This is a genomic window from Rhodococcus sp. P4_B6, assembly GCF_056402215.1.
Genome location: NZ_JBFUHV010000007.1, coordinates 113,127 through 138,694 on the forward strand (window position 1 = coordinate 113,127; position 25,568 = coordinate 138,694).

Here is a 25,568-nt window from a genome sequence, read left to right on the forward strand (position 1 = left end):
TCCCGTGCCCACCGACCAACCCATTCCCTGGCTGACCCTGGCAGGTCTCGCGGCCGCCGCGGTCGCGACGGTGGCCATCGGCATCTACGGAGTGCGGTTGGCGCGCACCACCTCCGACTTCCTCGTCGCGTCCCGCAGCGTCGGACCGCGGTGGAACGCCGCCGCCATATCCGGCGAGTACCTGTCCGCCGCATCCTTTCTCGGCGTCGCAGGCCTGATCGCGAAATACGGCGCGGACGCCCTCTGGTACCCGATCGGATTCACCGCCGGCTACCTCGGGCTGCTGCTGTTCGTCGCCGCACCGCTGCGACGGTCCGGCGCCTACACGGTGCCCGACTTCGCCGAGTTCCGGCTCGGGTCGCGCCGGCTCCGCACCCTGTCGATGCTCGTCGTCGCCGCCGTCTGCGCCCTGTACCTCGTCCCGCAACTCCAGGGCGCAGGACTGACGCTGAACATCCTGCTCGGCGTGCCCAGCTGGGTCGGGGCCGTCGTCGTCGGGGTCATCGTCATCGCCAACGTCGTCGGCGGCGGCATGCGGTCCATCACGTTCGTCCAGGCCTTCCAGTACTGGCTGAAACTCACCGCGGTCGCGATCCCGGCGCTGGTGCTGTCGGTGTACTTCTTCGCCGACCACCACGAACTGGGCGCCGCCGCACCGCCCACCGTCAGCGAACAGACCACCGTCGACATCACCACCGACGTCGTCGTGCAGGTGTCCGAACCGGTGACCGTCGGCGGGTCGGGGACGATCGACGGCGTCGCGGCGACCGGCGACATCCGGCTCGAACCGGGCGAACACCACCTCGGCGAGGGCACCACGATGACCCTCGAAGCCGGGGCACCCGTTCCCGTGGTCGCGGGCGCACCCGCCGACAACTCCGACTGGATCGCCCCCGGCTGGGGATTCGGCGGCGACCACCCCATGTACCAGGTGTACTCGCTGATCCTCGCCACCTTCCTCGGCACCCTCGGGCTGCCGCACGTGCTGGTCCGGTTCTACACCAACCCCGACGGGCGGGCCGCCCGGCTGACGTCGCTGGCCGTGGTCGGGTTGCTCGGCGTCTTCTACCTGTTCCCGACACTGCTCGGGGTGTTCGCGCGGCTGTACGTGCCGCAACTGCTCATCACCGGCACGTCCGACGCCGCGGTCCTGCTGCTGCCCGGCTCCGTCTTCTCCGGGTGGGCCGGGCAACTCCTCGCCGCGCTGGTCGCGTCCGGTGCGATCGCCGCGTTCCTGTCCACGTCGTCCGGCCTGCTCGTCAGCATCGCCGGGGTACTGAGCACCGACGTCCTGCGCGGCCGGATCCGGGACTTCCGGATCGCCGCCGTCCTCGCCGGGGCGGTGCCGCTGGCGCTGTCGCTGGCGGTGACGTCGCTGGACCTGTCGCGCACCGTGGGGCTGGTGTTCGCGGTCGCGGCGTCGACCCTCTGCCCGCTGCTCGTCCTCGGCATCTGGTGGCGTGGACTCACCGCCGTCGGGGCCGGTGCCGGGATGGTGACGGGCGGGCTCGTCGCCGGGTGCGCGGCCGGAGTGTCGGTTTTCGGCGGTCTCACCGTCGACGCCTGGAACGGCTGGCCCGCCGCGATGGTCGCCTACCCGGCGGCGGTCAGCGTCCCGCTGGCCTTCGTCACGATGGTGCTGGTCAGCAAGGTGACGAAGCGTCAGATACCCGTCGACCTCAGTCGGATCTTCACCCGCATGCACGCCCCCGAGCGGCTCGATGTGGGCTCCGACCGCGAGAGGGAGCTCCGCTCCCCGTGAGCCTTTTTGGTAGCTCCCGCAACCAGAAAGGCGCACGGGCGGCGGAGCCGCTTGTCGCGGCCGGGTGACCGCTCGCCGCACAGTCCGGCAGCTCGCCGTGTGACAGCCGCCACAGCCTGTTTCTGTGACTCACCTCTCACTAACGTCGGCACCCAGTTCACTTCACACGACCAAGGAGTCTGCAGTGACCACAGCCGATCTCAGTGAGGGCGCACCGCAGAAGCGGCGCACCCCTGATGCGCAAGCCTTCGTAGACATGCAGGCGAGCCCGGAGTTCCAGGAGTTGCGACACCGTCTGCGCAGTTTCGTCTTCCCGATGACGGCATTCTTCCTCGCCTGGTACGCGGCCTACGTCCTGCTGGCCACGTACGCCCCCGAGTTCATGGCCACCAAGGTGATCGGCAACGTCAACCTCGGCATCATCCTCGGTCTCGGCCAGTTCGTGACCACGTTCGTGATCACCGCGCTGTACGTGAAGTTCGCCAACCGGGAACTCGATCCCCGCTCCGCCGCGATCCGCGAAGAGCTGGAAGGACCGCTCAAGTGATCACCACACTCGCCGCAGCCACCGACGTCGGCAACCCGCTCCTCAACATCGCCATCTTCGTGGCGTTCGTCGTGATCACGATGACCATCGTGATCCGCGCGAGCCGCACCACCAAGAAGGCCTCGGACTTCTACACCGGCGGCGGCCAGTTCTCCGGACCGCAGAACGGCTTCGCCATCGCCGGCGACTACCTGTCGGCGGCGTCGTTCCTCGGCATCGCCGGCGCCATCGCGGTATACGGCTACGACGGCTTCCTGTACTCCGTCGGCTTCCTCGTCGCGTGGCTGGTGGCCCTGCTGCTGGTCGCGGAACTGCTGCGCAACACCGGCCGATTCACGATGGCCGACGTGCTGAGCTTCCGGCTCAAGCAGCGTCCGGTACGGATGGCGGCGGCGCTGTCCACTCTGGTGGTCTCGCTGTTCTACCTGCTTGCGCAGATGGCGGGCGCGGGCGGGCTCGTCGCGCTGCTGCTGAACATCGACGGCAAGGTCGGTCAGGCAATCGTCGTCGCGGTCGTCGGTGTGCTGATGATCGTCTACGTACTGGTCGGTGGCATGAAGGGCACCACCTACGTGCAGATGGTCAAGGCGGTGCTGCTGGTCGCGGGCGCAGGCGTCATGTTCTTCCTCGTGCTGTTCGCGGTGCGCGGCAACTTCTCCCAGCTGCTCGCCGACGCCCAGGCGACGGTCGCCGGCTCTACGAACGAGGCGATCGCAGGTCGCGACATCCTCGCGCCCGGCGCCAAATACGGCATCAGTTCGATGAGCAAGCTCGACTTCATCTCGCTCGGCATCGCGCTGGTCCTCGGCACCGCCGGCCTGCCGCACGTCCTGATGCGGTTCTACACCGTCCCCACCGCCAAGGAAGCCCGCCGCTCGGTCACCTGGGCGATCGGACTGATCGGCGCGTTCTACCTGTTCACGCTCGTCCTCGGCTACGGCGCCGCCAAGATGGTCGGCCCCGACGTCATCCTCGCCGCACCCGGCAAGGAGAACGCGGCGGCACCGCTGCTCGCGTTCGAACTGGGCGGCACCATCTTCCTCGCGATCATCTCCGCGGTGGCGTTCGCGACCATCCTCGCGGTAGTGGCGGGGCTGGCGATCACGGCGTCCGCGTCGTTCGCTCACGACATCTACGCCAGCGTCATCAAGCGCGGACATGCGTCGGAGGAGTCCCAGGTGCGGGTCTCCCGGATCACGGTCGTCGTGATCGGCCTCGTGTCGATCGTCCTCGGCATCCTCGCCATGGGCCAGAACATCGCATTCCTGGTGGCGCTCGCCTTCGCGGTGGCCGCGTCGGCCAACCTGCCGACGCTGCTGTACTCGCTGTTCTGGAAGAAGTTCAACACCACCGGCGCCCTGTTCAGCATCTACGGCGGCCTGATCAGCTGCCTCCTGCTGATCGTGTTCTCCCCGGCCGTGTCCGGTAAGCCGTCGTCGATGTTCCCGACCGCCGACTTCGACTTCTTCCCGCTCGCCAACCCGGGCATCGTCTCCATCCCGCTGGCGTTCGTGCTCGGCATCGCCGGTACCTACATCGGTCGCGGCAAGGCGGAGGATCCCGCCAAGCAGGCCGAGATGGAGGTCCGCTCGCTCACCGGTGTCGGTGTGGAGAAGGCCGTCTCGCACTAGGGCCTTCGGCCCCGTGAGTACTTGTTAACCGCCCGCGGTTAACAAGTACTCACGGGCCGTTAGGCTGCCCCAATGGCGAAACTCACGGTCAAGACCGACGTTCCCCTCAGCCCCCAGGACACCTGGGACAAGGCCTCGAATCTGCGGGACTTCGACAAGTGGTTCGTGGTCCACGACGGCTGGCGCGGCGAACTGCCCGAGACTCTCACTGCCGGAACCGAGATCAGTTCCGTCGTCACGGTCAAGGGGCTCCGCAACCGCGTGAAGTGGACGATCAAGGAGTACGACGCCCCTCACCGCATCGTTCTGAAGGGTGACGGCAAGGGTGGCGTGAAGCTCGGACTGGTGCTCGACGTCCAGGCGAAGGGCGGCGCGTCGGAGGTGGCGTTCACCATCGAACTCGGTGGCGCACCTCTGTTCGGACCGATCGGCTCGGGTGTCGCGAAGGCGTTGAAGGGCGACATCGAGAAGTCCCTGCAGACGTTCGTCGAGCTGTACGCCTGATCAATCGAGGACGTGCGCGCCGCCGGTGTCGGTGATCCACTCGGCGGCAAGGGCGTCCAGCGTCCCGTCGGCGTAGAGCGAATCGACGGCCGCCGAGACGCACGCGGTGAGTGGACTGTTCTTCTCCAGTACGAGGCCGAAGAATTCGGTGACGGCGTTCGGGCGCGGGAACTGCCCGACGAGGACACTGTCCTTCACTTCGTTGGCGGTGATCTGAAATCCGGTCGGGATGTCCACCACCAGCGCGTCGATGTCGCCCGCGGCCAGGGCGGCCTTGGCGTCGTCGGTGGTGGTGAAACTGACCGGCGCCTGGCGGGGCTGCACGGTCTGGGTGATGGCGTCGAAACTCGTGGATCCCACCTGCGCCCCGAGGCGGAACGGCGCGAGGTCGGCGAGCGATTTCGCTCTCGCCGCGGGAGAGTTCTTCAGCGCCAGCACCGACTGCGTGACGGCGTAATAGGGCGAACTGAAATCGACCGTCTCACGCCGGGTGTCGACGATCGTGAACTGGTCGATCGCGAAATCGAAGTTCTTCTCGCCGGGCGCCAGCGCGTCGTTGAACCCGACGGTCTCGAACTGCACCTGGTCCGGACTGTATCCGAGCTTTTCGACCACTTCCCGCGCCACGGCGCCCTCGTAGCCCTTGCCGTTGGACGGGTCGCCGTCGACGAACCACGGCCGGTACGACGGGCTGTCGGTGGCGATGGTGACGACGCCGTCGTGCGTGGTGACCCCGCTCCCCGGGGCGCAGTCGCCGACCGCCCGCGTGGACGGAAGTTTGGTGAACGCTTCGGGAATCGACGAGGCTTCGGCCCGGGCGTCGACCTCCGACGGGGTGTCGGTGGAGCAGGATCCGGCGAGCAATGTCAGTGCAGCGGATATGGCGGCGACGGCTGTCTTAGGTCCTCGGTGCACCCCGTCATCTTGCCTGCCGGGTAGCGATCCGGCCAGCGAAGCGGCCGCGCGGCGCACAATATGTATGTATTGGCGGAGGGAGGTGCGCGTGGTCACGGCGGGAACTCGGCAACTGACGGTCGACGGACATCGCCTGTCCCTGACCAACCTCGGCAAGGTCCTCTACCCGGAGTCGGGCACGACGAAGGGCGAGGTCATCGACTATTACACGCGGATCGCGCCCGCCATGCTCCCGCACGTCGTGGACCGTCCCGCCACCCGCAAACGCTGGCCCAACGGGGTGGACAGCGAGCCGTTCTTCGAGAAGAACCTCGCGGCCTCCGCACCGGGGTGGCTGGAGCGCCGTGCACTCGCGCACTCGGACCGTTCCGTGCACTACCCGCTGCTGAACTCGGTCGCCGCCCTCGTGTGGGCGGGACAGCAGGCCGCACTCGAACTGCACGTGCCGCAGTGGCGGTTCGACGGCTCACATCGAGGTCCGGCGACCCGCATCGTCTTCGATCTCGACCCCGGCCCCGGGGTGGGACTCGCTGAATGTGCGGAGGTGGCGCGGGCCGTGCGCGACCTGGTCGCGAACCTCGGATGGACGGCGTACCCGGTCACCAGTGGCAGCAAGGGCATTCACCTGTACGTGCCGCTGGACCGGAAGCTGGACGGTTCGGGCGCGTCGACCGTCGCGAAGCAGGTGGCGACGGGACTGGAGAAACTGCGCCCCGAACTCGTCACCGCCACCATGGCCAAGGCGGTGCGCGCGGGCAAGGTATTCGTCGACTGGAGCCAGAACAATCCGTCCAAGACCACCATCGCCCCGTACTCGCTGCGCGGGCGGTCCCAGCCGTACGTCGCGGCGCCGCGCAGCTGGGACGAACTCGACGACCCCGACCTACGACAGCTGCGGTTCGAGGAGGTGCTCGAACGGTGGGAGTCGGACGGCGACCTGCTCGCCGGACTCGATCCGCCGCTCGAGGACGACGCCGCCCTCGCCGAGTACCGCCGCAAGCGTGATCCCGGGCGGACACCGGAGCCGATGCCGGACACGGTGCGGCCGGGGGAGGGCAACAGTTTCGTCATCCAGGAACATCACGCGCGGCGTCTCCACTACGACCTGCGGCTCGAACGGGACGGGGTTCTCGTGTCGTGGGCGGTGCCGAAGAACGTGCCGACGACCACGGGGGAGAATCGCCTGGCCGTGCACACCGAGGACCATCCGCTCGAATACCTCACGTTCTCCGGGAACATTCCGAAGGGCGAGTACGGGGGCGGCCAGATGACGATCTGGGACACGGGGACGTACGACACCGAGAAGTGGCGGGACGACGAGGTGATCGTCCAGTTGCACGGTGAGCAGGTGGAGGGCCGGTTCGCGCTGATCCGCACGAAGGGCGACCAGTGGCTGATGCACCTGATGAAGGACCAGACCCCGGGCGGGTCGCGGTCATCGGAGCTGCCGCGCGGGTTGTCGCCGATGCTCGCGAGCCCCGGCACCCTCGACGGCCTCGACGCCGACGAGTGGGCGTTCGAGGGGAAGTGGGACGGCATCAGGGTGATCGCCGAGATCAGTGGCGGCGAGCTGAAGATGACGAGCCGCGCGGGCAACGACAAGACCCAGGACTATGCGCAATTGGGTTGGCTGGCAGACTCTCTCGAAGACCACGAGGTGGTACTCGACGGCGAAGTGGTCGCGTTCGACGAGCGGGGTGTCGCGAACTTCGGTCTGCTGCAGCAGGGCAACGAGCCGCACTTCCTCGCGTTCGACGTGCTGTACCTCGACGGAGTGTCGTTGCTGCGCAAGAAGTACACCGATCGGCGCCGCGTCCTCGAAGCGCTGGCGGCCAAGGTGGACGACCTGGTGGTTCCGCCACAACTGCACGGGTCCGCGCAGGAAGCCCTGGACGAGAGCCGCGGCAAGGGGTGGGAAGGTGTGGTGGCCAAACGCCGCGAATCCGTGTACCTGCCGGGCAAGCGGGGGTCGAGCTGGATCAAGGTGAAGAACTGGCGCACACAGGAAGCCGTGATCGGCGGGTGGCGCCGCGGTCAGGGCGGGCGGTCCAGCGGGATCGGCTCGGTGCTGCTCGGCGTCCCCGAAGACGACGGGCTGCGCTACATCGGGCGCGTCGGGACCGGGTTCAGCGAACGGGATCTGCAGGAACTCGCCTCCACCCTGGGACCGCTCGAAACCGACACCAGCCCGTTTGTCGAAGACCTGCCCACCGCCGACCGCAAGGGTGCCGTGTGGGTGACCCCCACCCTGGTCGCGGAGGTGCGGTTCATGGATTGGACCGGCTCGCGAAGACTGCGGCACCCCAGCTGGCGTGGGCTCAGGGACGACAAGTCACCCGGAGACGTCGAGGTGGAGTCCTAATACCGCCAGGGGGCCGGCTCGAACGGGTCCACCGCCGCGGTGTCGAACGATCCGGGCGATTCCTGCGTCGGGGTGTTCAGCGCCGGGGGAGTGAAGACCGGGAGGGGTGTGGACTCCGTGTCCACGTCACGGTGCTGTTCGGTGACACTCACGTCGGCGGCCGGAGGCGCAGTTCCGCCTGCCACCGCGATCCCGGCCGCGCCGACGACGGAGAGGACGAACGCCGCGCCTGCGCCGATCGCGATGCGGGTCTGGATGTGGGACATGGTGTGAAATTCCTCCGGTGATCTAGGGACCAACGACGGTTCCGCCGTCGACGGGGCCGACTCCGCCGGGCGACTGCGGGGCAGCGGGCGGGGCAGGCTTCGGGCCGCCGCCGACGGGGAACGGATTGGTTTCGGGTTCGAGCACGCCCGGCTCGACCTGGCCCGGACCTTCGAACGGACCCTTCGGCGGGCGAACGGGGTCGACCACGACGGGCGGGTCTGCGACGACGGGCGGGTCTGCGACGACGGGCGGGTCTGCGACGACGGGCGGCTGGGCGATGGGCTGCTGGGCAACCGGCTGCTGGGCGATCGGTGCTCGGACGATGGGCGGTGCCGCCACGATGGGCGGAACGACACCCGGTCCCGGTGCGAGCGTTTCGGTGTCGACCGAATCGCCGGGCTCCGCCGAGTACCCGGGGTCCATTGGTTCTACGGAGTAGCCGGGGTCTGCGACGACGATCCGACTCGGGGCCGGTGCGATCGCCGGAGCCGGTTGCTGCTGCGAGACGGCGCCCTCCGAGCTCGGGGTCGGAGCCCCCTCGGTATGTCCACCGGCAAGAACGATCACTGCGGCTCCTGCGACGGAGAACGTGAGGGCGGCGGTTGCGCCGATCGCGATGCGGGCTGCGGTGTGGACGATGGGGTACCTCCGATGGATTGGGGTGTCTAGCTGGGCCGATAGACCAACCTTGCGCCGGACGGGAGACTTTCGACAGGCACCCCAGGGTGCGCATCTCTCACCCCGCCGCGGAACCGCGGGCAAACCTGCACAGAATCTTCACAGGCTCTGACCGGGATCCACACGTGCGCGCAATACAGTCGGGGAATGAGCCAGCGAAGAGTGCTCGTCGTCGACGACGAGGCGACGATCTGCGAGGCGGTCGCGGCGCGGTTGCGTGCGGAAGGCTTCGATGTCGTGACGGCGTCCGACGGTCCTGCCGCTGTCGCGGTGTGTGAGGCCTCGTCGCCGGACGTGCTGGTGCTGGACGTGATGCTGCCGGGTTTCGACGGTCTCGAGGTCTGCCGGCGCGTCCAGACGTCGCGGCCCGTGCCGGTGCTGATGCTCACCGCGCGCGCCGACGAGACCGACATGCTGATCGGGCTCGGCGTGGGCGCCGACGACTACCTGAGCAAACCGTTCAGCATGCGGGTGCTGGTGGCGCGGGTGCACGCACTGCTGCGACGGGCCGATCGCGCCCACGAGACCGTGCCCGCCGAACCGGCTGGACTGGCGGTCGGCGACCTCGAGGTGGACCTCGTCGAGCGTCGCGTCCGGCGCGGAGCCGACGAAATTCATCTGACACGAACAGAATTCGACCTGCTCGCCTATTTCGCTTCCCGGCCGCGGGCGGCGATTGCCCGGGAATCGCTTCTCGCCGAGGTATGGGGGTGGGGCGACGGCGCGGGTAGCCGGACCGTCGACAGTCACGTGAAGGCACTGCGCCGGAAACTCGGCGGCGACCTGATCCGCACCGTGCACGGCGTCGGTTACGCCCTGGACGTGCAGCGGTGACCGCGGGCCGGATCCTGGACAGGATGCCCCGACCTCTCGACCCGCTGCGATCGTTCAAGGTGAAGACCGGTCTTCTCGTGGTGGCCGCGCTGTTCTTCGCGTCGCTGATGTTCTGGGTGACCGCTCGCTGGCCGTTCCGGTACGCGCTCGTCCTGGCGCTGCTGGTGTCGCTGGCCGTGACGCAGATCCTCGCGCACGGCATGACGTCTCCGCTGCGGTCGATGACGGCCGCCGCCCGTGCGATGGCGACCGGCGACTATTCGCGCCGCGTGCGGTCGACGTCGCGGGACGAGATCGGGGAACTGGCCCGCGCGTTCAACCAGATGGCCGAGGATCTCGAGGCCGCCGACCGCTATCGCCGCGAACTGATCGGCAACGTCTCGCACGAACTGCGCACCCCGATCTCCGCTCTGCAGGCACTGCTCGAGAACGTCGTCGACGGGGTGGAGGAGCCCGACCCGGCCCGGATGCGGGTGGCGCTCGATCAGACCGAGCGGCTCGGCCGCCTCGTCGCCGAATTGCTGGACCTGTCGAGGGTGGAAGGCGGTGCGGTGCAACTCGAGCGGGAGATATTTCCGGTCCGCGAGTTCCTCGACGACGTGGTGCGGCAGTCGGAGGACCCCCGGCGGGTGACCGTCGACGTGCAGCCGCCCCACCTGCGCGCCGACGCCGATACCGCGCGACTGCACCAGGTGGTGGCGAACCTGGTGGACAACGCGTTCCGGCACGGCCCCGCCAGGACCGAGGTGGTGGTCCGTGCCCGGCCGGACGCCGGCGGCGTGGTTCTCGAAGTGGAGGACGACGGCCCCGGTATCGCACCCGGCGAGCGGTCCCGGGTGTTCGAGCGGTTCACCCGCGGTGGCTCCACCGACGGCGGGACCGGACTCGGCCTCGCCATCGCCCGCTGGGCGGTGGATCTCCACGACGGCCACATCGAGGTTCTCGACATGGCCGGGGGCTGCTGCATCCGGGTGAGTCTGCCCGCCGCCTGACCACAGCTTCACAACCGGGACGCGACGTCCCGCGATGACGCCTGCCTTCATCCGGCAGCGACAACCAGGGAGGGAATTATGACCATCGCACCCCCGCAACCCGTAGCGCCCACCCGACGCGACTTCTGGCCGAGACGGGCCTGGCGCCGCGATCGGACGTCGATGGCGCCGCGCCCGACCGTTCTCGCGGCAGTGGCGGCGGGCGTCGTCGCGGCCCTGACCCTGCAGGTCACGGTGGTCGGTCTCGGGTACGTCCTGACCGGTGGCGCGGTGGCCGCCGCCGTGTTCGCGACGCGCAGAACGATGCCGACGGCCGTGCAGGCCGCCGCGATCCTCGGCGCCCTCGCATTGCTGGCGGTGCTCAGTGTGCGCGGTGCCGGGTGGCTCGCCGCGGTCTGTGTGGCGCTGAGTTGGGGGGTCGGGTCGTTCGCCCTCGTCGGCGGACGCACGTGGACGGGGCTGGCCGCAGGGTCGTTCGCGTTGTGGTTCACCCCGCTGCGGGTGGTGCGGTGGACGCGCCGGGGCGCGCGACGGTGGCACGCGACCGGGACGGTGCCGGTGGGCCGGGTGTTCGGGGTCGCCGCCGTGACCGTCGTACTGCTGCTGGTGTTCGGTTCGCTGTTCGCCGACGCGGACGCGGGTTTCGCCGCACTGCTCGGCCGGGCCGCACCGACCGTCCACGTGTCGAATCCGTTCGGGCGGTTCGTGCTCGGCGTTCTGGTGTGCGGCGGGACCCTGGGCGCCGCGTACCTGCTGCGGCGTACACCCCGCGTCGATGCGCTGGCCCCGCGGCCGGGGCACCCGGTTGCCCGGTGGGAGTGGGCGATTCCGTTGGCCGTGCTGGATCTGCTGTTCCTCGGATTCGTCGCGGTGCAGTTGACGGTGCTGTTCGGGGGGAACACGCACGTGCTGACCACGGCGGACCTGACGTACGCCGAATATGCGCGACAGGGTTTCTGGCAGTTGCTGGCGGTGACCGCGCTGACACTGGTGGTGATCGCGGTCGCGGTGCGGAAGGCGTCGCGGGTGGAGGTCGCGGACCGGGTGCTCGTGCGGGTGCTGCTCGGACTGCTGTGCGGTTTGTCGCTCGTCGTCGTCGCGTCGGCGATCCACCGGATGTCGTTGTACGAGAGCCAGTACGGGTACACGCGGCTGCGGGTGACGGTCCTGGTGACGGAACTGTGGCTGGGCTTGGTTTTCGTGCTGCTGATCGCGGCGGGCGTGCGGTTGTCGGGGCGGTGGCTGCCGCGCGCCGTCCTGGCCTCCGCGGTGGGCGGCGTGCTGCTGGTCGCCGCGATCGACCCGGACGCATACGTTGCCAGGAAGAACGTGGAGCGGTTCGGCGACACCGGGCGAATCGACGTGAGCTACCTCGGTTCGCTGTCCGTCGACGCCGTCCCCGCCCTCGATCGGCTGCCCGAACCGGAACGGTCCTGCGCCCTGTACCGACTCGACCGGGAAGTCAGGGGCGACTCGGAGTGGTACGAGTACAACGCGGCCCGCAGTCGCGCGAAGGAACTGCTGGCCGCGCATCCCGTCGGCTCGTGTGAGCGGTCGGGCTCGTAGCCGAGACGCCGCGCGCTGTTTGCCCACCGATTCGCTGGAATCATGCGCAATTGCGCGGGAATCCGACCAATCCGTGTGCGGCTGTGGCGAGTACGGCCCGGGAGCGGCTAACCGACCGGCTCGGGCACCCGCGTCTGCGCGATCCACCGTCCGCGTTGCCGGTGGATCTCGATGGGGTGGTCGAAGCATTCGCTGATGGTGGCGGTGGTGAGGACGTCCGCCACGTCACCCTGTGCGATCACGCGGCCGTCGCGGATGAGGACGGCGTGGGTCGTGGTGGTGGGGATTTCCTCGAGGTGGTGGGTGACGAGGATGCTGGCGAGGCTCGGGTAGCGTTCGCGCAGTTCGTCGAGTGCGGTGAGGAGTTGTTCGCGCGCCGCGAGATCGAGTCCGGTGGCGGGCTCGTCGAGCAGGAGGAGTTGCGGTTCCGCCATCAGGGCCCGTGCGATGAGGGCGCGGCCGCGCTCACCCTGGGAAAGGTTGGGCCACAGGGCGTCCGAGTGCTTCTGCATGCCGAGGGAGGCGATCAGTTCGTCGGCGCGGGCGATCTGCTCCGCGGACGGCGACCATCGCGGCACGAAATCGGGTGTGTTGGTGAGGCCGGTGAGCACGACGTCGCGCACCGCCAGGGGCGCGTCGATCCGGTATCGCGGGTTCACGTGCCCGATGTGGGCGCGCAACTCGCGCATGTCGACCCGGCCCAGCTGGTGGCCGAGGACGCGGACGGTGCCGCGCGTCGGGTGCGCGACCGCGCCGAGCATGCTCAGCATCGTGCTCTTACCTGCGCCGTTCGCGCCGAGCAGCACCCAGTGCTGCCCGCGTTCGATGCGGAGGCTGATGTCGCTGAGCAGATACCGTCCGCTCCGCACGAGGTCGACGTGCTCGATGCTGACGACCGAATCCGGGGTGGTCACTGATTTCCGCCTTTCCGCAGAATCGACATGGTCGGGTCGAGGTTGGCGGCGGTGGCGGCGACGGCCGCCGCGGCGTCGCCGGCTTCCAGTGCGCGCACCAGATCGTCGTGGGCGCAGCTGGTGTCGGGCCGCCCCGGTTCGTGGTCGACGAGTTCGGCCAGCGCGTCGACGAGGAGCGGCCGGATCGAATCGAACAGGGCGGACAGGATCGAGTTGCCTGCGATCTCCAGGATCGCGGCGTGGAAGTCGAGGTCGGCCGCGACGAACACGGCGGTCGACGCGGTGGTGCTGTCATGCCGGGTGGACAGCTGCTCTCGCAGCCGCCGGAGGTCCTCGGGGCGCACGCGTTCCGCGGCGAGCCGGGCGGCCTCGATCTCGAGGGCGCGCCGCACCTCGTACACCTCGAGCAGGCGGGCACGGCGCAGCAGCTTCCCGAGTCCCGCACCGCTCGTGGGGGGCTGTGCGACGAACGTGCCGACGCCGTGCCGCACGTCGAGCAGGCCGTCGCGGGCGAGCAGCCGAACGGCCTCGCGGACGGAGGACCGGCCGACGCCCAGTTCGGTGGCCAGTTCGGCCTCACTGGGGATGCGGCTGCCGAGTGTCCACTCGCCGTCCCGGATCCGGGCGGTGAGGAGTTCCTCGAGTTGGGGGACCAGCGGTCCGCTGCGGAGGGTGGGACGTCCGGCCATGCGCCGACGCTAGCACAGTCCTCAGACGTCTGAGGACTCCCCCGGGCCTAAGGTGAGTCCGGGAAGAACCACCGCAGCAGAGGAGAGGTGCACAATGGCCGTCGCCACCGCAGACCGTGTCACGAGGGAAGAGTTGCTCGACTTCGTCCGCCCGCGCCATCGCAGCGTGCTGATCACCCGGAAACGCTCGGGCGGCCTGCAGATCTCCCCGGTCACGTCGGGACTCGACTCGGAGGGCCGGATCGTCGTCTCCACCTACCCGCAGCGCGCCAAGGCCGCGAACGTGCGGCACGACCCCGCCGTGAGCGTGTGCGTGCTGTCCGACGAGTTCAACGGCGCCTACGTGCAGATCGACGGCACCGCCGAGGTCCTCGACCTGCCCGACGCGCTCGAACCGCTGGTGGAGTACTTCCGCGGCATCTCCGGCGAGCATCCCGACTGGGACGAGTACCGGGATGCCATGCGGAAGCAGAACAAGAGCCTCATCCGGATCACCATCGACGAGTGGGGACCCATCGCGACCGGTGGTTTCCCTCCGGGCACCGATCGCGGATAGGTCCCGTCGCCGCACTCCGGTTCGTTAGCAATCACTGTGCTATTTTGCTAACGACCCAGTCGCGAAGGAGACCGCCATGACCACCCCCACCCCGAATCCCAAGTCCACCAACGCGAAGACGGAGGCCAAGTCCGTCGGCTCGCAGTTCGTCGACGCCGCCAAGAAGGCAGGCAACCTGTCGCTGGACACATACGAGAAGGCTCTCGACAGCAGCCTCGACTTCCACACCAACCTCGCCGACGCGAGCAGCTTCGAGTGGATCGGTACCGTCACCCGCGCCCAGGCCACGCTCGTGCGGGAGGTCAGCGCCGCGGCGACGTCCGCGGCCCGTGAACTGCTGAAGTAAGCCGCGATCCCGAGCGCCCACGGCCGTTCCCCGACGGACGCCGTGGGCGATCGCCGTCCGGTCCATCCCCACGCTCATGACATGTCGTATCGTCGAAGTCGTCGCCACGGTTGAAAGCGAGAATCCGTCGACGGCGGGGGACCTGTCAGTCGGCGACGCCTGAGTCGTCGCCCGCCGCCGGTCGTCCCCGCTTGCGCTTGCCGCGGGTGACCTCACGGAACGTCTCGTACATCTCCACGAGGGCCTTGCGCTGTGCGTTGGTCAGGTCGGGGTCCTGATCGATCGCGGTGACGACCCCGGACACGGCTCGAGGTTCGTTCCGGAGCTGCCCGAGCAGCATGTCGGTCGACATCTGCAGATGCTCGGCGATCGCGTCGAGCACCCGCTCGCTCGGCTCGCGGAGGTTGCGCTCGATCTGGGAGAGATATGGATTGGAGATGCCGACCATCGCGGCGAACTGCCGCATCGGGAGCTCGGCCAGCTCCCGCTGTCGCCTGATCAGTTCCCCCAGAGTGCGATAGCGTGCTTCCTCGTCGACCACTCCATCAGGTTAACCGGCGAGGAATCGAAGCAGCATCTCCGCGATGCACACCGGACGGCTTCCGCCCTCCACGTCGAAGGTGAGGGCGATGGTGGCCTGATATCCGCCGGTGCACGGCTCGACAGCCACGAGGTCTGCGACCGCGCTCAGCATCGAATCCACCGGAACGGGTGCCGGAAACCGCACCTTGTTCAGCCCGTAGTTGACGACCTGGTCGCAGTCGGACACCTCGAAGATCTCCCACAGCAGGGGGACCGCGAGCGAGAGCGTGAGGTACCCGTGCGCGATCGTGGTGCCGAACGGGCCGGTCCGCGCACGATCGTGGTCGACGTGAATCCACTGACGGTCGTCCGTGGCCTCGGCGAAGGTGTCGATGCGATCCTGCGTGACCACCATCGTCCCGGACGAACCCAGCCGGGTACCGACCAACGCCGGCAGCTCCGCCATCGTGACACTGCGTGCCGGTGTGTGGGTGGTGGCACCCGCTGCCGAAGTGGATGTGTTCATGGATCCCCGTCGATGAATGGGTGAATTTCTTCCGGCTCACCCGCGGAGATCGGACAGTAACGCACACGCCGGCTTCGCGCGAATTGATCCCACACTCTTTCCCGTGCCCGCACGGTGTCGCATGCCTGTGGACCGCGACGCCAAAACAGTTACCGCTGACGGAATTTCGATCAAGAATTTGGCTCGTGTTTCCATTTTCGACATATGTCCCAAGAATGTCGAAGATGATCTTGCTCGAAATTTTTCATTACGCGCGGGTAACTATTTTTGGTGTTTATGATCCGGTCTACGCCGGACGAATCCCCGCGACGGGGTGACAGGTCCAGGTGCAGACAGAGGAGAACCGTTGACCAAGACAGCGGAGACGAAGGTGGCACTCGTGACACCCGATGCCACCCCCGATGGACAGGACCGCGCCGGCGGGTTCGGCGTGCGGAGCGCGGTGAGCGCGGTGGCGGGTGCCGTCGGGCAGGGCCGGGTGGTCCTCGACGAGTCCCTTCGCCTCGGGCGCGAACTGACGAAGATCGCGGTGGGCCGCTCGGAGGTGGCTCCGCACGGCGGCGATCGGCGGTTCACCGACCAGGCGTGGACGAGCAATCCCCTCTACCACCGCGTGCAACAGACCTACCTTGCTTCCGTCGACGCGATCGACGGCGTCGTCGAGGAGTGGGGCCGACGGGTCGACCACCGTCGCGCGCAGGAAGCGGCGTTCGTGTCGGCCGTCCTCACCAGCGCGCTCGCGCCGACGAACTACTTGCCCACCAACCCGGCGGCCGTGAAGGAGGCATTCGACACCGGCGGCATGAGCCTGGTGCGCGGCGCCCGCAACTACGTGTCCGACCTGCGCCGTAACGGTGGGATGCCGCAGATGGTCGATCCTGATGCCTTCACCGTCGGCGTCGATCTGGCCGTGACGCCGGGAGCCGTCGTCGCCCGCGACGAGGTCGCCGAGGTGTTGCAGTACACGCCGACCACGGAGACCGTGTACGAGCGGCCGGTGCTCGTGGTGCCGCCGCCGATCGGCCGCTTCTACTTCCTCGACCTGCGTCCCGGACGCAGCTTCGTCGAGCACGCGGTGTCCCGGGGTCTGCGGACGTTCATGCTGGCGTGGCGTAATCCGCAAGCAGAACAGGGCGATTGGGATCTCGATACATACGCGCAACGCGTGTCGGACGCGATCGACGAGGTCCGGGAGATCACCGGCAGCGACGACGTCAACGTGATCGGGTTCTGCGCCGGCGGCCTCATCACCACCGCCCTGCTCAACCATCTCGCAGCCACCGGGGACACCCGCGTGCACAGCATGTCGTACGCCGTGACGATGCTCGATTTCGCGGACCCGGCGGGGCTCGCGGCGTTCTCGGGACCGAGTCTGCTGAAGTTGGTGAAGAGTCGGTCCCGGCGGAACGGCATCATCTCCGCCCGCGACATGGGTAGTGCCTTCACCTGGATGCGCCCGAACGATCTCGTCTTCAACTACGTGGTCAACAACTACCTCATGGGACGCACGCCACCGGCCTTCGACATCCTCGCCTGGAACGCCGACGGCACCAACCTGCCCGGGGCCCTGCACGTCGAGTTCCTCGACATCTTCGAGGACAACTCCCTCGCAACGCCGGGAGCGATGACGTCGCTCGGCACACCCGTCGACCTCGGCAGGATCACCGTGCCCACCTTCGTCTCCGGCGCGATCGCCGACCACCTCACGTCGTGGAAGAACTGCTACCGCACAACCCAGCTGCTGTCGGGCGACAGCAAGTTCGTGCTCAGCTTCTCCGGGCACATCGCCAGCCTCGTCAACCCGCCCGGCAACCCGAAGTCTCACTACTGGGAAGGCGGCGAGCCGGGATCCGATCCCGAGGCGTGGCTCGATGCGGCGACGAGGAAGACCGGCAGCTGGTGGGAACCGTGGGCCGACTGGGTCTCCGAGCGGGCCGGCGAGCGAATCGCCGCCAGCACACGTCTGGGCAGCGACGAGCACACCGTCCTGGGCGACGCACCCGGTCTCTACGTGCGCGATCTGCTTCCCTCGCAGGTCGGGGAACACGTGGGACGTAACTAACCGTCCGATTAGGCCGCTGTTCGAGCACCCGCTCAGTGGTCGAACGGCGGTTCGGACGATCATGGCGCGAGAGGACACCTGACGTGAATACCAACGTGGTCCAGTTGCTGCTGTTGCTCGCCGGTGCACTCGGCGGCACCGGCGCTCTGCAGGCACTACTCGCGCGGCGGTCCGAGCATGCGTTCGGCGATCACGTTGAGCTGCACCTTGGTGGTGCCGCCGTAGATGGTGGTGGCGCGGCCGGCGATCAACAGCTCCATCGCCTTGTCGCTCGGCCCCCCCGGGGTGGCACATAGGCCTCCATCTTCTGGCTCAGCGCCACCCGCTCGCCGGCCAGCGTCGTGCGCGCCACGTTCCAGCCGTCGTTCATGTTCCTGACCACGTTCGCGTAGGGGATGAACACGTCGTCGAGGAAGACCTCGTTGAACAGGACCGACCCGGTCATCTCGCGCAGCGGCCCGACAGTCACGCCCGGCGTCGACATGTCCAGCGATGCCCATGTGCGCGCACTTGTGCTCGACACCCTGGAACTGGCCGATCGGACGCCCGAACTGCACGCGGGTTTTCGCGTACTCGGACGCGGTGGACACGCACCAGGACATCACGCCGAGCGCCTCCGCGCCGAGAATGACGGTGGCCACGGACCGGACGCGCTACTCGGTGAGCCCGTCGAGGATCCGATCGGCGCCCACCCGGACGCCGGCGACCGTGATCCGTGCCGAACCGCGGAGCACGTCGGTGCTGTCCTGTAGCGTGACGGTGACGTTGGCGGAATCGACTACGGCCCAGCGGACGTCGGCGTCGGGATGACGAAATTCGAGTGCCCATTGCGGCTCCCTGAGTCCGGAGAAATGTGTGTGTGACACCCTGTCTCATCAAAGTATGTGAGACATCCTGTCCAGTCAACAGTCGGATGGGTAACGTATGGGCGATGCCGGACAAAGTGGAAACCGCCGCGTCGCCCCAGGGTGACGGCCGCGCCACGCGCTGGGAGGACCACAAGGCGGAACGCCGCAGCCGGATTCTCGACGCCGCGATGGAGGCCATCAACGAGGACGGCCCCGACGTGGGCGTCCAGCAGATCGCGAACCGCGCCGACGTGCCGCGGTCGGTGGTCTACCGGATCTTCACCGATCGCGGCGACCTCGACGAGCAGTTGCGCGGCCGCATCATCGAACGGCTGATGGCGGACCTCGCGCCCACGTTGACACCCGAGGGGACCGTCGGCGAGGCGATCGCGCGCGCGGTCGAGACGTATCTGCGGTGGATCGTGGAATTCCCGCGACTCCACCAGTTCCTCGGCACCGGGTCGCCGAGCAGGCGCACCACCGGCTCGCGCGTGGTGACGGGCACGAAGACCGCGATCGCGCTCCAGCTGTCGGGCCTGCTCGCGACGGTCCTCGACGCGGTCGCCGGCAACTCCGACCTGGCCGAGTCGCTGGCCTTCGGGTTGGTGGGACTCGTCGACGCCAGCGTCAACCGGTGGCTGAGCAACCCGCAGTCGGCGCTCGGCAGCGACGACCTCGCCGAGTTCCTGGAGGTGTCGATCTGGCAAGTGCTGCACGGCAATCTGACGCGGATCGGCGTCACCATCGACCCGTCGACCCCGGTGTCGGAACTGCAGTAGGCGGACGGGTGTGGCCAGCTACCATGGCTTTCATGCCCTTCCGGCGAGGTTCACCGGCCGCTTCCGAGCAGGCCCGGGTGTCGGACACGGCGGTCGGCGACGCCGTCGCGCGCTTCGCCAGTGCCTGGGAGTCCTCGTCGTCCGCGCCCGATCTGGTCGCCTATCTGCCCGCGTCCCCGGCACTTCGCCGGGTCACGCTCATCGAACTGATCAAGGTCGACCTGGAGAACCGCTGGCTGCGCGGCGACCACCCGAAACGGCTGGTGCAATACTGCGAGGAGCTGCCCGAACTGCGGCGGTGGCCGCTGCCGCCGGACCTGCTGTACGAGGAGTTCCACATCCGGCGGCGCAGCGGCGAGTCGGTCGAGGCGAACGAGTACACGCTGAGCTTTCCGGGGCAGGCGGGCGAACTCGGCGAACTGCTCGGCACCGGCGAATATCAGAGCACCTCGCTCCATCACGGGGAGATGACCCAGTCGGCGAGCCCCGGCTCGCTCGACGACCTCGAGGTAGGCAGGCGCATCGACGACTTCGACCTGATGACCGTTCTCGGCCGGGGCGCGTTCGCGCGGGTGTTCCTCGCCCGGCAGCGGTCGCTGCAGCGACTGGTCGCGGTGAAGATCTCTCAGGACCGCGGCACCGAGCCGCAGACCCTGGCCCAGTTCGACCACGACTACATCGTCCGGGTCTTCGATCAGCGACTTCTCGCGGGCCGCGACCTGCGCCTGCTGTACATGCAGTACGTGCCGGGGGGAACGCTGCTCGACGTGGTCGGGCGGGTGCGGGAGACGCCGCCGGAATCGCGCAGCGGCGCCGTGCTGCTGGACGCGATCGACCGCGCCCTGGTCGGCAGGGGCGAGATCCGGCCCAGCGAATCCGGCGTGCGCCAGGAGATCGCGACGCTGACATGGCCCGAGACGGTGGCCTGGCTCGGCCGGAGGCTGGCGCAGGCGCTCGACTACGCGGGCGCGCACGGCGTTCTGCACCGCGACGTCAAACCGGCAAACGTGCTGCTGACGGCCGAGGGCGTCCCGAAGCTCGCCGACTTCAACATCAGTTTCAGCGGCAACCTCGCGGGCGCGAGTCCGGTCGCGTACTTCGGCGGCTCGCTGGCCTACATGTCACCGGAACAGCTCGAGGCGATCCACCCGGACCGGCCGGGCACGCCCGCCGATCTCGACACCCGCAGCGACCTGTACTCGCTCGCCGTCGTCCTGTGGGAGTTGCTGACCGGCGCAAGACCTTTCGACGACAGTGACGCCGAGCTCCACTCCCACCCGCCCGGCGACCGCACCACCCTCGACGCGATGCTCGCGCGGCGGCGGGGGCACGACGAACCGTCCGTCGCCGAGCTGCCCGCCGACTGCCCGAATGCGCTGCGGCGAGTGTTGCTGAAATCGCTGGCGCCGGAACCGAAGGACCGGTTCTCGTCCGGGGCCGAACTCGCCCAGCAACTCGATGTCTGCCTCGACGCGCACGCCCGGGATCTGGTCGATCCGCCGCCGGGGAGCCGGCGCCTGCGGATGCGCCGGTGGACGCACCCGATCATGTTCCTGGCCATCGCAGTTCCCAATCTGCTGGCCATCCTGTACAGCTACCACCACAACACCACGCTGATCATCAGCAAGCTTCCGCCCGGCGCGCAGGACAGCTTCGAGCGGATCACCCGGATCGACTATACGATCGCGTTCCTGATCGGGACCGTGGGCACGCTGTCGATGGTGCTCTACTTGACGGCGGTGGCCGGCGGTCTGCGCCGCGGGAGGGTGTACACCGGCGCCCAACTCGCCCGCGCCCGCAAGGACACCCTGCTGCTCGGCCAGCGGTGTGCACTGCTGTGTCTCGGGCTGTGGGTGGTCACCGGCATCATCGTGCCGATCACGCTGGAGGTGAGCGGCAGTGAGGTTCCGTGGAACACCGTCGTCCACTTCACCGCGTCCCAGCTCGTCTGCGGAGCGATCGCCGTGGTCTACCCGTTCTTCTTCGTGAACTTCTTTGCCGTGCGCTGCCTGTACCCGGTCTTCCTGCGGCACGGCGAGATCAGTGCCTCGGACGCCCGGATGCTGAAGCGGTTGGGACGGCGCAGCACGTTCTTCCTCGCCGCGGCCGCCGCCGTGCCGCTGCTCGGCGTCGCGGGGGCCACGTTCATTCCCCCGGAGGACCTGCCCCGCGTCATCGTCGCGCTCCGCGTCCTGTGCGTCGGCAGCGTCGTCGCGTTCGTCGGGGCCTACTGGATGTTCCGGATGCTGTCGGAGGACCTGCAGGCGCTGCAGCGTGTCGTGTCCGGTGCGCCGCGGCACGAGTGATCAGTTCGAACCCGTGAACGTCAGCCACAGCAGCGACACGTTGAGCACGACGATCAGCGACGCCGCCACCCAGGCGGCGACCGTGGTGGCCGTCGCGTTGCGGTGGACACCCATCAGGTCGCGGCTCGACGTCATCCGCACGAGGGGGACCACCGCGAACGGGATGCACAGGCTCAGAACGACCTGGCTGAGGACGAGCGCGAAGGTGGGATCGACGCCGACCGCCAGCACGACCAGTGCGGGAATCAGGGTGACGACCCGGCGCAGCAGCAGCGGGATGCGCATCGACAGCAGGCCGTACATGATCTCGGATCCGGCGGCGCAGCCGATCGACGTGGAGGCCAGACCGGAGGCCAGCAGCCCGACGGCGAAGATGACGGCGACGGTGGGGCCGAGTGAACTCTGGATGGCGGCGTGCGCACCGTCGATCGAATCGGTGCCGGGAATGCCGCGCAGGGCCGAGGCGGCGAGGAGCAGCATGCCGATGTTCACCGCACCCGCCACGATCAGCGCACCGACCACGTCCCACTTCGTCACCCGCAGCAGTCGCGCGAGGCGCGGGCCTTCGAGGTCGTTCCCGTGCCGGTCGCGGGCGAGAGCGGAATGGAGGTAGATCGCATGCGGCATCACGGTGGCGCCGAGCATGCTCGCGGCGAGCAGCACCGTCTCGGTGCCTTCGAACCGCGGCACGAGACCGGCGAGTGCGTCCGGGCCCGACACGTCGGTGAACGCGAGTCCGGTGAGGAACCCGACGGTGATGATCGTGAGGAGTCCCATCACGACGAACTCGAACGTCCGCTGACCGCGGCGGCTCTGGATCGACAGGATGCCCATCGACACGACACCCGTGATCAGGCCGCCGACGAACAGGGGAACGCCGAACAGGAGGTTGAGCGCGATCGCCCCGCCGATTACCTCGGCGAGATCGGTGGCGATCGCCATCGCCTCCGCCTGCAACCAGAACGCACGACGGTTGCCGGTCCGGAGTCGGGTCCCCAGCATCTCCGGCAGCGATTTGCCGGTGACCAGCCCGAGCTTGGCGGACAGGTACTGCACCAGCACAGCCATGGCATTGGCGAGCACGAGGACCCAGACGAGCAGGTATCCGTACTTCGCGCCCGCGGTGAGGTTGGCGGCCACGTTTCCGGGGTCGACGTACGCGATGGCCGCCACGAACGCTGGCCCGAGGAGCGCGACCGTTCGGAGGCTGCCCTTGCGGCGGGGTGCGCGGCGCGGGAGGAGAGGGCGGGGGGCCTCGATGCTCACGGAGCTCCTGATTTTCGTCGCGTAGATCTACCTGCTGATTCGTATCTCCGCACTATAGATTTAGGTGCTACGAACTTTCAAGTGTGGAGTGCGGATCGGCTCGAAAACCGGCACGCCGGGCTATATTTACTAGAACGTGTTCTACTCACGACTCGTTCTACTGACTGCGGAAGGGGAGTCCCGATGGGTCAGGTTCTCGACAGAATCGAAGGCGTCGCCGAGGAGATTCGCGGGCAGGCCGTCCGGTCGGAGGCGGACTGCCGGCTCACCGACACCGCAGCCGGCCTCATCCGCGACTCCGGGGCGATCCGGTTGCTGCAGCCCAAGCTGTACGGCGGCTACGAGGTCCACCCCCGCGAATTTGCCGAGACCGTCATGGCTATTGCCTCACTCGACGGTGCGAGCGGATGGGTCGCCGGGGTCGTCGGCGTGCACCCGTGGGAACTGGCGTTCGCCGCCCCGCAGGTGCAGGAGGAAATCTGGGGCGAGGACAACGACACGTGGATGGCGTCGCCGTACGCGCCCATGGGCATCGCGACACCGGTCGACGGCGGTTACGTCCTGAACGGTCGGTGGTCGTTCTCGTCCGGAACCGACCACTGTCGGTGGGCCTTCCTCGGGGCGATGGTCGGCGACGGCGACGGCGGTATCGCGCTGCCGCCGTCGTCGCTGCACGTGATTCTGCCGCGCACCGACTATCAGATCGTCGAGGACACGTGGGACGTCATCGGACTGCGCGGAACGGGAAGCAAGGACCTGATCGTCGACGGTGCCTTCGTCCCCGGATACCGGACGTTGAACGCGTCGATGGTGATGGACGGGCGGGCGCAGAAGGAGGCGGGCAGACCCGAACCACTGTTCAACATGCCCTACTCCTGCATGTTCCCGCTCGGCATCACCGCCGCCGTCATCGGCATCACCGAGGGCGCGCTGGCCTGTCACATCGCGGTGCAGAAGGACCGCGTCGCCATCACGGGCCAGAAGATCAAGGAGGACCCCTACGTCCTCAGCGCGATCGGGGAATCCGCCGCCGAGATCAATGCGTCCCGGGTTTCCCTCATCGAGACCGCGGACCGGTTCTACGACAAGGTCGACGCGGGCAAGGAGGTCACGTTCGAGGAGCGTGCAATCGGACGCCGCACCCAGATCGCCGCGGCCTGGCGTGCGGTGCGTGCGGTGGACGAGATCTTCGCGCGCGCCGGCGGTGGCGCGCTGCACTACAAGACGCCGATGCAACGGTTCTGGCGGGACGCGCACGCCGGTCTCGCTCACGCCGTCCACGTGCCCGGACCCACCAACCACGCGAGCGCGCTCACCCAGCTCGGCGGCGAACCGCAGGGAATGATGCGCGCGATGATCTGAACGCCGGGGGCCGAGTCTCGGCCCCGGCATCGGATCAGACTGCGGCCGCGGCGAATCCGGTCTCGAGGTCGGCGAGGATGTCGTCGATTCCCTCGATGCCGACGGCGAGACGGACCAGTCCGGGCGTCACGCCGGCAGCGAGCTGCTCCTCCGGGGTGAGCTGCGAGTGCGTCGTCGACGCCGGGTGGATCACCAGCGAGCGCACGTCGCCGATGTTCGCGACGTGGCTGTGGAGGGTGAGCGCGTTGACGAACTTCTTGCCGGCATCGACACCGCCTGCCAGTTCGAACGTCACGATCGCACCCGGACCCTTCGGGGTGAGCTGCCGTGCGCGCTCGTGCCACGGCGAGGACGGCAGACCCGCGTACGCCACGGACGTGACCTCTGTGTGTGCCTCGAGGAACTCGGCGACCTTCTGCGCGTTGGCGACGTGCCGCTCCACCCGCAGGCTGAGGGTCTCGATGCCCTGGGCGATGAGGAACGCGTTGAACGGGGCGACCGCGGAACCGAGGTCGCGCAGCAACTGCACGCGCGCCTTCAACGCGTACGCCGGGGCGCCGAGGTCCGCGAACACGACGCCGTGGTAGCTCGGGTCAGGGGTGGTGAAGTTGCCGTGCCTGCCCTGGGTCCAGTCGAACGTGCCGCCGTCGACGATGACGCCCGCGATGGCCGTGCCGTGGCCGCCGAGGTACTTGGTGGCCGAGTGCACCACGATGTCCGCGCCGTGCTTCAKCGGCTGCAGCAGATACGGTGTGGCCACCGTGTTGTCGACGATCAGCGGGATCCCGTTGTCGTGACCGACCTTCGAGATTCCCGGGATGTCCAGGACATGGTTCTTCGGGTTGGCGATCGTCTCACCGTAGAACGCCTTTGTGTTCGGGCGGACGGCGCTGCGCCACTGCTCGAGGTCGTCCGGGTCTTCGACGAACGAGACCTCGATGCCGAGCTTGGGCAGCGTGTAGTGGAAGAGGTTGTACGTGCCCCCGTACAGGTACGGGCTGGAGACGATGTGATCGCCTGCCTCCGCGAGGTTCAGCACCGCAAAGGTTTCCGCGGCCTGCCCGGACGACAGCAGGAGGGCGGCGACGCCGCCTTCGAGGGCGGCGATGCGCTGCTCGACCGCGTCCTGGGTGGGATTCATGATGCGGGTGTAGATGTTGCCGGGCTCGGCCAGACCGAACAGCGCGGCAGCGTGATCGGTGCTGTCGAACGTGTACGAGGTGGTCTGGTAGATCGGCAGCGCCCGCGCCTTCGTGGTCGCGTCGGACGTCTGCCCGGCGTGGATCTGCTTGGTCTCGAACGACCAGTTGGCGGTGGGATCGATGCTCTCGGTC

General features: G+C 68.4%; 24 protein-coding genes and 2 pseudogenes. 14 read left to right on the plus strand and 12 right to left on the minus strand.

Going from position 1 to position 25,568, the window contains the following annotated elements; translation table 11 throughout:
- The first annotated feature begins 4 nt into the window (after positions 1–4).
- From AC1DWT_RS05295 to AC1DWT_RS05310, 4 genes are all read left to right on the plus strand, one after another.
- On the plus strand, positions 5–1,762 hold the full coding sequence (locus AC1DWT_RS05295; RefSeq protein ID WP_072944729.1) for a sodium/solute symporter: 1,758 nt from the start codon (positions 5–7) through the stop codon (positions 1,760–1,762).
- 184 nt (positions 1,763–1,946) lie between these two features.
- Positions 1,947–2,309 (plus strand): DUF485 domain-containing protein, encoded by a 363-nt coding sequence (locus AC1DWT_RS05300; RefSeq protein WP_072944727.1) that lies wholly within the window; start codon positions 1,947–1,949, stop codon positions 2,307–2,309.
- Complete coding sequence (locus AC1DWT_RS05305) at positions 2,306–3,940, plus strand: solute symporter family protein (protein ID WP_072944725.1); 1,635 nt, start codon at positions 2,306–2,308, stop codon at positions 3,938–3,940. The genes AC1DWT_RS05300 and AC1DWT_RS05305 overlap by 4 nt, the downstream gene beginning before the upstream one ends.
- Before the next feature lie 72 nt (positions 3,941–4,012).
- Positions 4,013–4,444, plus strand: coding sequence for a type II toxin-antitoxin system Rv0910 family toxin (locus AC1DWT_RS05310; protein ID WP_072944723.1), 432 nt, complete (start codon positions 4,013–4,015; stop codon positions 4,442–4,444).
- Here the strand turns inward: AC1DWT_RS05310 and AC1DWT_RS05315 are convergent, their stop codons facing one another.
- Positions 4,445–5,359 (minus strand): ABC transporter substrate-binding protein, encoded by a 915-nt coding sequence (locus AC1DWT_RS05315; RefSeq protein ID WP_378677511.1) that lies wholly within the window; start codon positions 5,357–5,359, stop codon positions 4,445–4,447.
- 88 nt (positions 5,360–5,447) lie between these two features.
- Between AC1DWT_RS05315 and AC1DWT_RS05320 the strand changes: the two genes are divergently transcribed.
- Positions 5,448–7,721, plus strand: coding sequence for an ATP-dependent DNA ligase (locus AC1DWT_RS05320; RefSeq protein WP_477919961.1), 2,274 nt, complete (start codon positions 5,448–5,450; stop codon positions 7,719–7,721).
- On the opposite strand, the gene AC1DWT_RS05325 is transcribed toward AC1DWT_RS05320, so the two are convergent.
- Together AC1DWT_RS05325 and AC1DWT_RS05330 are read right to left on the minus strand one after the other, a co-directional pair.
- On the minus strand, positions 7,718–7,987 hold the full coding sequence (locus tag AC1DWT_RS05325) for a hypothetical protein (RefSeq protein ID WP_072944717.1): 270 nt from the start codon (positions 7,985–7,987) through the stop codon (positions 7,718–7,720). The two genes, AC1DWT_RS05320 and AC1DWT_RS05325, sit on opposite strands and share 4 nt — an antisense overlap.
- 22 nt (positions 7,988–8,009) lie before the next feature.
- Positions 8,010–8,555 (minus strand): hypothetical protein, encoded by a 546-nt coding sequence (locus AC1DWT_RS05330; RefSeq protein ID WP_477919963.1) that lies wholly within the window; start codon positions 8,553–8,555, stop codon positions 8,010–8,012.
- Positions 8,556–8,813: 258 nt separating this feature from the next.
- Here AC1DWT_RS05330 and AC1DWT_RS05335 point away from each other — a divergent pair, with 258 nt between their 5' ends.
- The 3 genes from AC1DWT_RS05335 (at position 8,814) to AC1DWT_RS05345 (ending at position 12,058) form a co-directional block, all read left to right on the plus strand.
- The gene (locus AC1DWT_RS05335; protein WP_206014858.1) at positions 8,814–9,500 is read left to right on the plus strand and encodes a response regulator transcription factor; all 687 of its coding nucleotides are present in this window, start codon (positions 8,814–8,816) and stop codon (positions 9,498–9,500) included.
- Positions 9,501–9,523: 23 nt separating this feature from the next.
- Positions 9,524–10,492, plus strand: a complete 969-nt coding sequence (locus AC1DWT_RS05340) for a HAMP domain-containing sensor histidine kinase (RefSeq protein WP_477919965.1) — start codon at positions 9,524–9,526, stop codon at positions 10,490–10,492.
- A 78-nt stretch (positions 10,493–10,570) separates the two neighbouring features.
- The gene (locus AC1DWT_RS05345; RefSeq protein ID WP_477919966.1) at positions 10,571–12,058 is read left to right on the plus strand and encodes a DUF4153 domain-containing protein; all 1,488 of its coding nucleotides are present in this window, start codon (positions 10,571–10,573) and stop codon (positions 12,056–12,058) included.
- Between the two features lie 107 nt (positions 12,059–12,165).
- Here the strand turns inward: AC1DWT_RS05345 and AC1DWT_RS05350 are convergent, their stop codons facing one another.
- The gene (locus AC1DWT_RS05350) at positions 12,166–12,972 is read right to left on the minus strand and encodes an ABC transporter ATP-binding protein (RefSeq protein WP_072944709.1); all 807 of its coding nucleotides are present in this window, start codon (positions 12,970–12,972) and stop codon (positions 12,166–12,168) included.
- The gene (locus AC1DWT_RS05355; protein ID WP_072944707.1) at positions 12,969–13,661 is read right to left on the minus strand and encodes a FadR/GntR family transcriptional regulator; all 693 of its coding nucleotides are present in this window, start codon (positions 13,659–13,661) and stop codon (positions 12,969–12,971) included. Before AC1DWT_RS05355 ends, AC1DWT_RS05350 begins: the two co-directional genes overlap by 4 nt.
- Before the next feature lie 94 nt (positions 13,662–13,755).
- Between AC1DWT_RS05355 and AC1DWT_RS05360 the strand changes: the two genes are divergently transcribed.
- Together AC1DWT_RS05360 and AC1DWT_RS05365 are read left to right on the plus strand one after the other, a co-directional pair.
- A complete protein-coding gene (locus AC1DWT_RS05360) occupies positions 13,756–14,217 on the plus strand; it encodes a PPOX class F420-dependent oxidoreductase (RefSeq protein ID WP_072944705.1) in 462 nt (153 codons plus the stop codon).
- A gap of 76 nt (positions 14,218–14,293) precedes the next feature.
- Positions 14,294–14,563: a hypothetical protein gene (locus AC1DWT_RS05365; protein ID WP_072944703.1), complete on the plus strand. Its 270-nt coding sequence runs from the start codon at positions 14,294–14,296 to the stop codon at positions 14,561–14,563.
- Between the two features lie 145 nt (positions 14,564–14,708).
- Here AC1DWT_RS05365 and AC1DWT_RS05370 read toward each other — a convergent pair whose 3' ends face one another.
- Positions 14,709–15,104: a helix-turn-helix domain-containing protein gene (locus AC1DWT_RS05370; RefSeq protein WP_072944701.1), complete on the minus strand. Its 396-nt coding sequence runs from the start codon at positions 15,102–15,104 to the stop codon at positions 14,709–14,711.
- Between the two features lie 9 nt (positions 15,105–15,113).
- On the minus strand, positions 15,114–15,611 hold the full coding sequence (locus AC1DWT_RS05375; protein ID WP_072944699.1) for a MaoC family dehydratase: 498 nt from the start codon (positions 15,609–15,611) through the stop codon (positions 15,114–15,116).
- A 346-nt stretch (positions 15,612–15,957) separates the two neighbouring features.
- Between AC1DWT_RS05375 and AC1DWT_RS05380 the strand changes: the two genes are divergently transcribed.
- Entirely contained in the window at positions 15,958–17,673 is a 1,716-nt protein-coding gene (locus AC1DWT_RS05380; RefSeq protein WP_477919968.1) for a PHA/PHB synthase family protein, read from the plus strand.
- Between the two features lie 155 nt (positions 17,674–17,828).
- Here AC1DWT_RS05380 and AC1DWT_RS05385 read toward each other — a convergent pair.
- The 3 genes and pseudogenes from AC1DWT_RS05385 to AC1DWT_RS05395 all read right to left on the minus strand — a co-directional run.
- Positions 17,829–18,163: pseudogene (locus AC1DWT_RS05385) on the minus strand (hypothetical protein); the annotation flags it as partial.
- Between the two features lie 61 nt (positions 18,164–18,224).
- Positions 18,225–18,275, minus strand: a pseudogene (locus AC1DWT_RS05390) (hypothetical protein); the annotation flags it as partial.
- 51 nt (positions 18,276–18,326) lie between these two features.
- Positions 18,327–18,539, minus strand: coding sequence for a hypothetical protein (locus AC1DWT_RS05395; RefSeq protein ID WP_477919969.1), 213 nt, complete (start codon positions 18,537–18,539; stop codon positions 18,327–18,329).
- A 65-nt stretch (positions 18,540–18,604) separates the two neighbouring features.
- On the opposite strand from AC1DWT_RS05395, the gene AC1DWT_RS05400 reads away from it, so the two are divergent.
- Both AC1DWT_RS05400 and AC1DWT_RS05405 read left to right on the plus strand, forming a co-directional pair.
- Positions 18,605–19,300, plus strand: coding sequence for a TetR/AcrR family transcriptional regulator (locus AC1DWT_RS05400; protein ID WP_387490669.1), 696 nt, complete (start codon positions 18,605–18,607; stop codon positions 19,298–19,300).
- A 23-nt stretch (positions 19,301–19,323) separates the two neighbouring features.
- Positions 19,324–21,606: a serine/threonine-protein kinase gene (locus tag AC1DWT_RS05405; RefSeq protein ID WP_477919970.1), complete on the plus strand. Its 2,283-nt coding sequence runs from the start codon at positions 19,324–19,326 to the stop codon at positions 21,604–21,606.
- Here AC1DWT_RS05405 and AC1DWT_RS05410 read toward each other — a convergent pair whose 3' ends face one another.
- Positions 21,607–22,872, minus strand: coding sequence for an Nramp family divalent metal transporter (locus tag AC1DWT_RS05410; RefSeq protein WP_072944691.1), 1,266 nt, complete (start codon positions 22,870–22,872; stop codon positions 21,607–21,609). It lies immediately after the preceding gene.
- 183 nt (positions 22,873–23,055) lie between these two features.
- On the opposite strand from AC1DWT_RS05410, the gene AC1DWT_RS05415 reads away from it, so the two are divergent.
- Complete coding sequence (locus AC1DWT_RS05415) at positions 23,056–24,234, plus strand: acyl-CoA dehydrogenase family protein (RefSeq protein WP_477919972.1); 1,179 nt, start codon at positions 23,056–23,058, stop codon at positions 24,232–24,234.
- Positions 24,235–24,268: 34 nt separating this feature from the next.
- On the opposite strand, the gene AC1DWT_RS05420 is transcribed toward AC1DWT_RS05415, so the two are convergent.
- Positions 24,269–25,558, minus strand: a complete 1,290-nt coding sequence (locus AC1DWT_RS05420) for a bifunctional o-acetylhomoserine/o-acetylserine sulfhydrylase (RefSeq protein WP_477919979.1) — start codon at positions 25,556–25,558, stop codon at positions 24,269–24,271.
- Positions 25,559–25,568 lie beyond the last annotated feature (10 nt).

What these genes read in the sequence shown, in the direction of transcription:
- AC1DWT_RS05335 (WP_206014858.1), top strand. Translation starts at nt 8,814, where the DNA reads ATGAGCCAGCGAAGAGTGCTCGTCGTCGACGACGAGGCGACGATCTGC.
- AC1DWT_RS05365 (WP_072944703.1), top strand. Translation starts at nt 14,294, where the DNA reads ATGACCACCCCCACCCCGAATCCCAAGTCCACCAACGCGAAGACGGAG.
- AC1DWT_RS05375 (WP_072944699.1), bottom strand. Translation starts at nt 15,611, where the DNA reads ATGAACACATCCACTTCGGCAGCGGGTGCCACCACCCACACACCGGCA.
- AC1DWT_RS05360 (WP_072944705.1), top strand. Translation starts at nt 13,756, where the DNA reads ATGGCCGTCGCCACCGCAGACCGTGTCACGAGGGAAGAGTTGCTCGAC.
- AC1DWT_RS05345 (WP_477919966.1), top strand. Translation starts at nt 10,571, where the DNA reads ATGACCATCGCACCCCCGCAACCCGTAGCGCCCACCCGACGCGACTTC.
- AC1DWT_RS05325 (WP_072944717.1), bottom strand. Translation starts at nt 7,987, where the DNA reads ATGTCCCACATCCAGACCCGCATCGCGATCGGCGCAGGCGCGGCGTTC.
- AC1DWT_RS05415 (WP_477919972.1), top strand. Translation starts at nt 23,056, where the DNA reads ATGGGTCAGGTTCTCGACAGAATCGAAGGCGTCGCCGAGGAGATTCGC.
- AC1DWT_RS05400 (WP_387490669.1), top strand. Translation starts at nt 18,605, where the DNA reads ATGCCGGACAAAGTGGAAACCGCCGCGTCGCCCCAGGGTGACGGCCGC.
- AC1DWT_RS05310 (WP_072944723.1), top strand. Translation starts at nt 4,013, where the DNA reads ATGGCGAAACTCACGGTCAAGACCGACGTTCCCCTCAGCCCCCAGGAC.
- AC1DWT_RS05405 (WP_477919970.1), top strand. Translation starts at nt 19,324, where the DNA reads ATGGCTTTCATGCCCTTCCGGCGAGGTTCACCGGCCGCTTCCGAGCAG.
- AC1DWT_RS05355 (WP_072944707.1), bottom strand. Translation starts at nt 13,661, where the DNA reads ATGGCCGGACGTCCCACCCTCCGCAGCGGACCGCTGGTCCCCCAACTC.
- AC1DWT_RS05340 (WP_477919965.1), top strand. Translation starts at nt 9,524, where the DNA reads ATGCCCCGACCTCTCGACCCGCTGCGATCGTTCAAGGTGAAGACCGGT.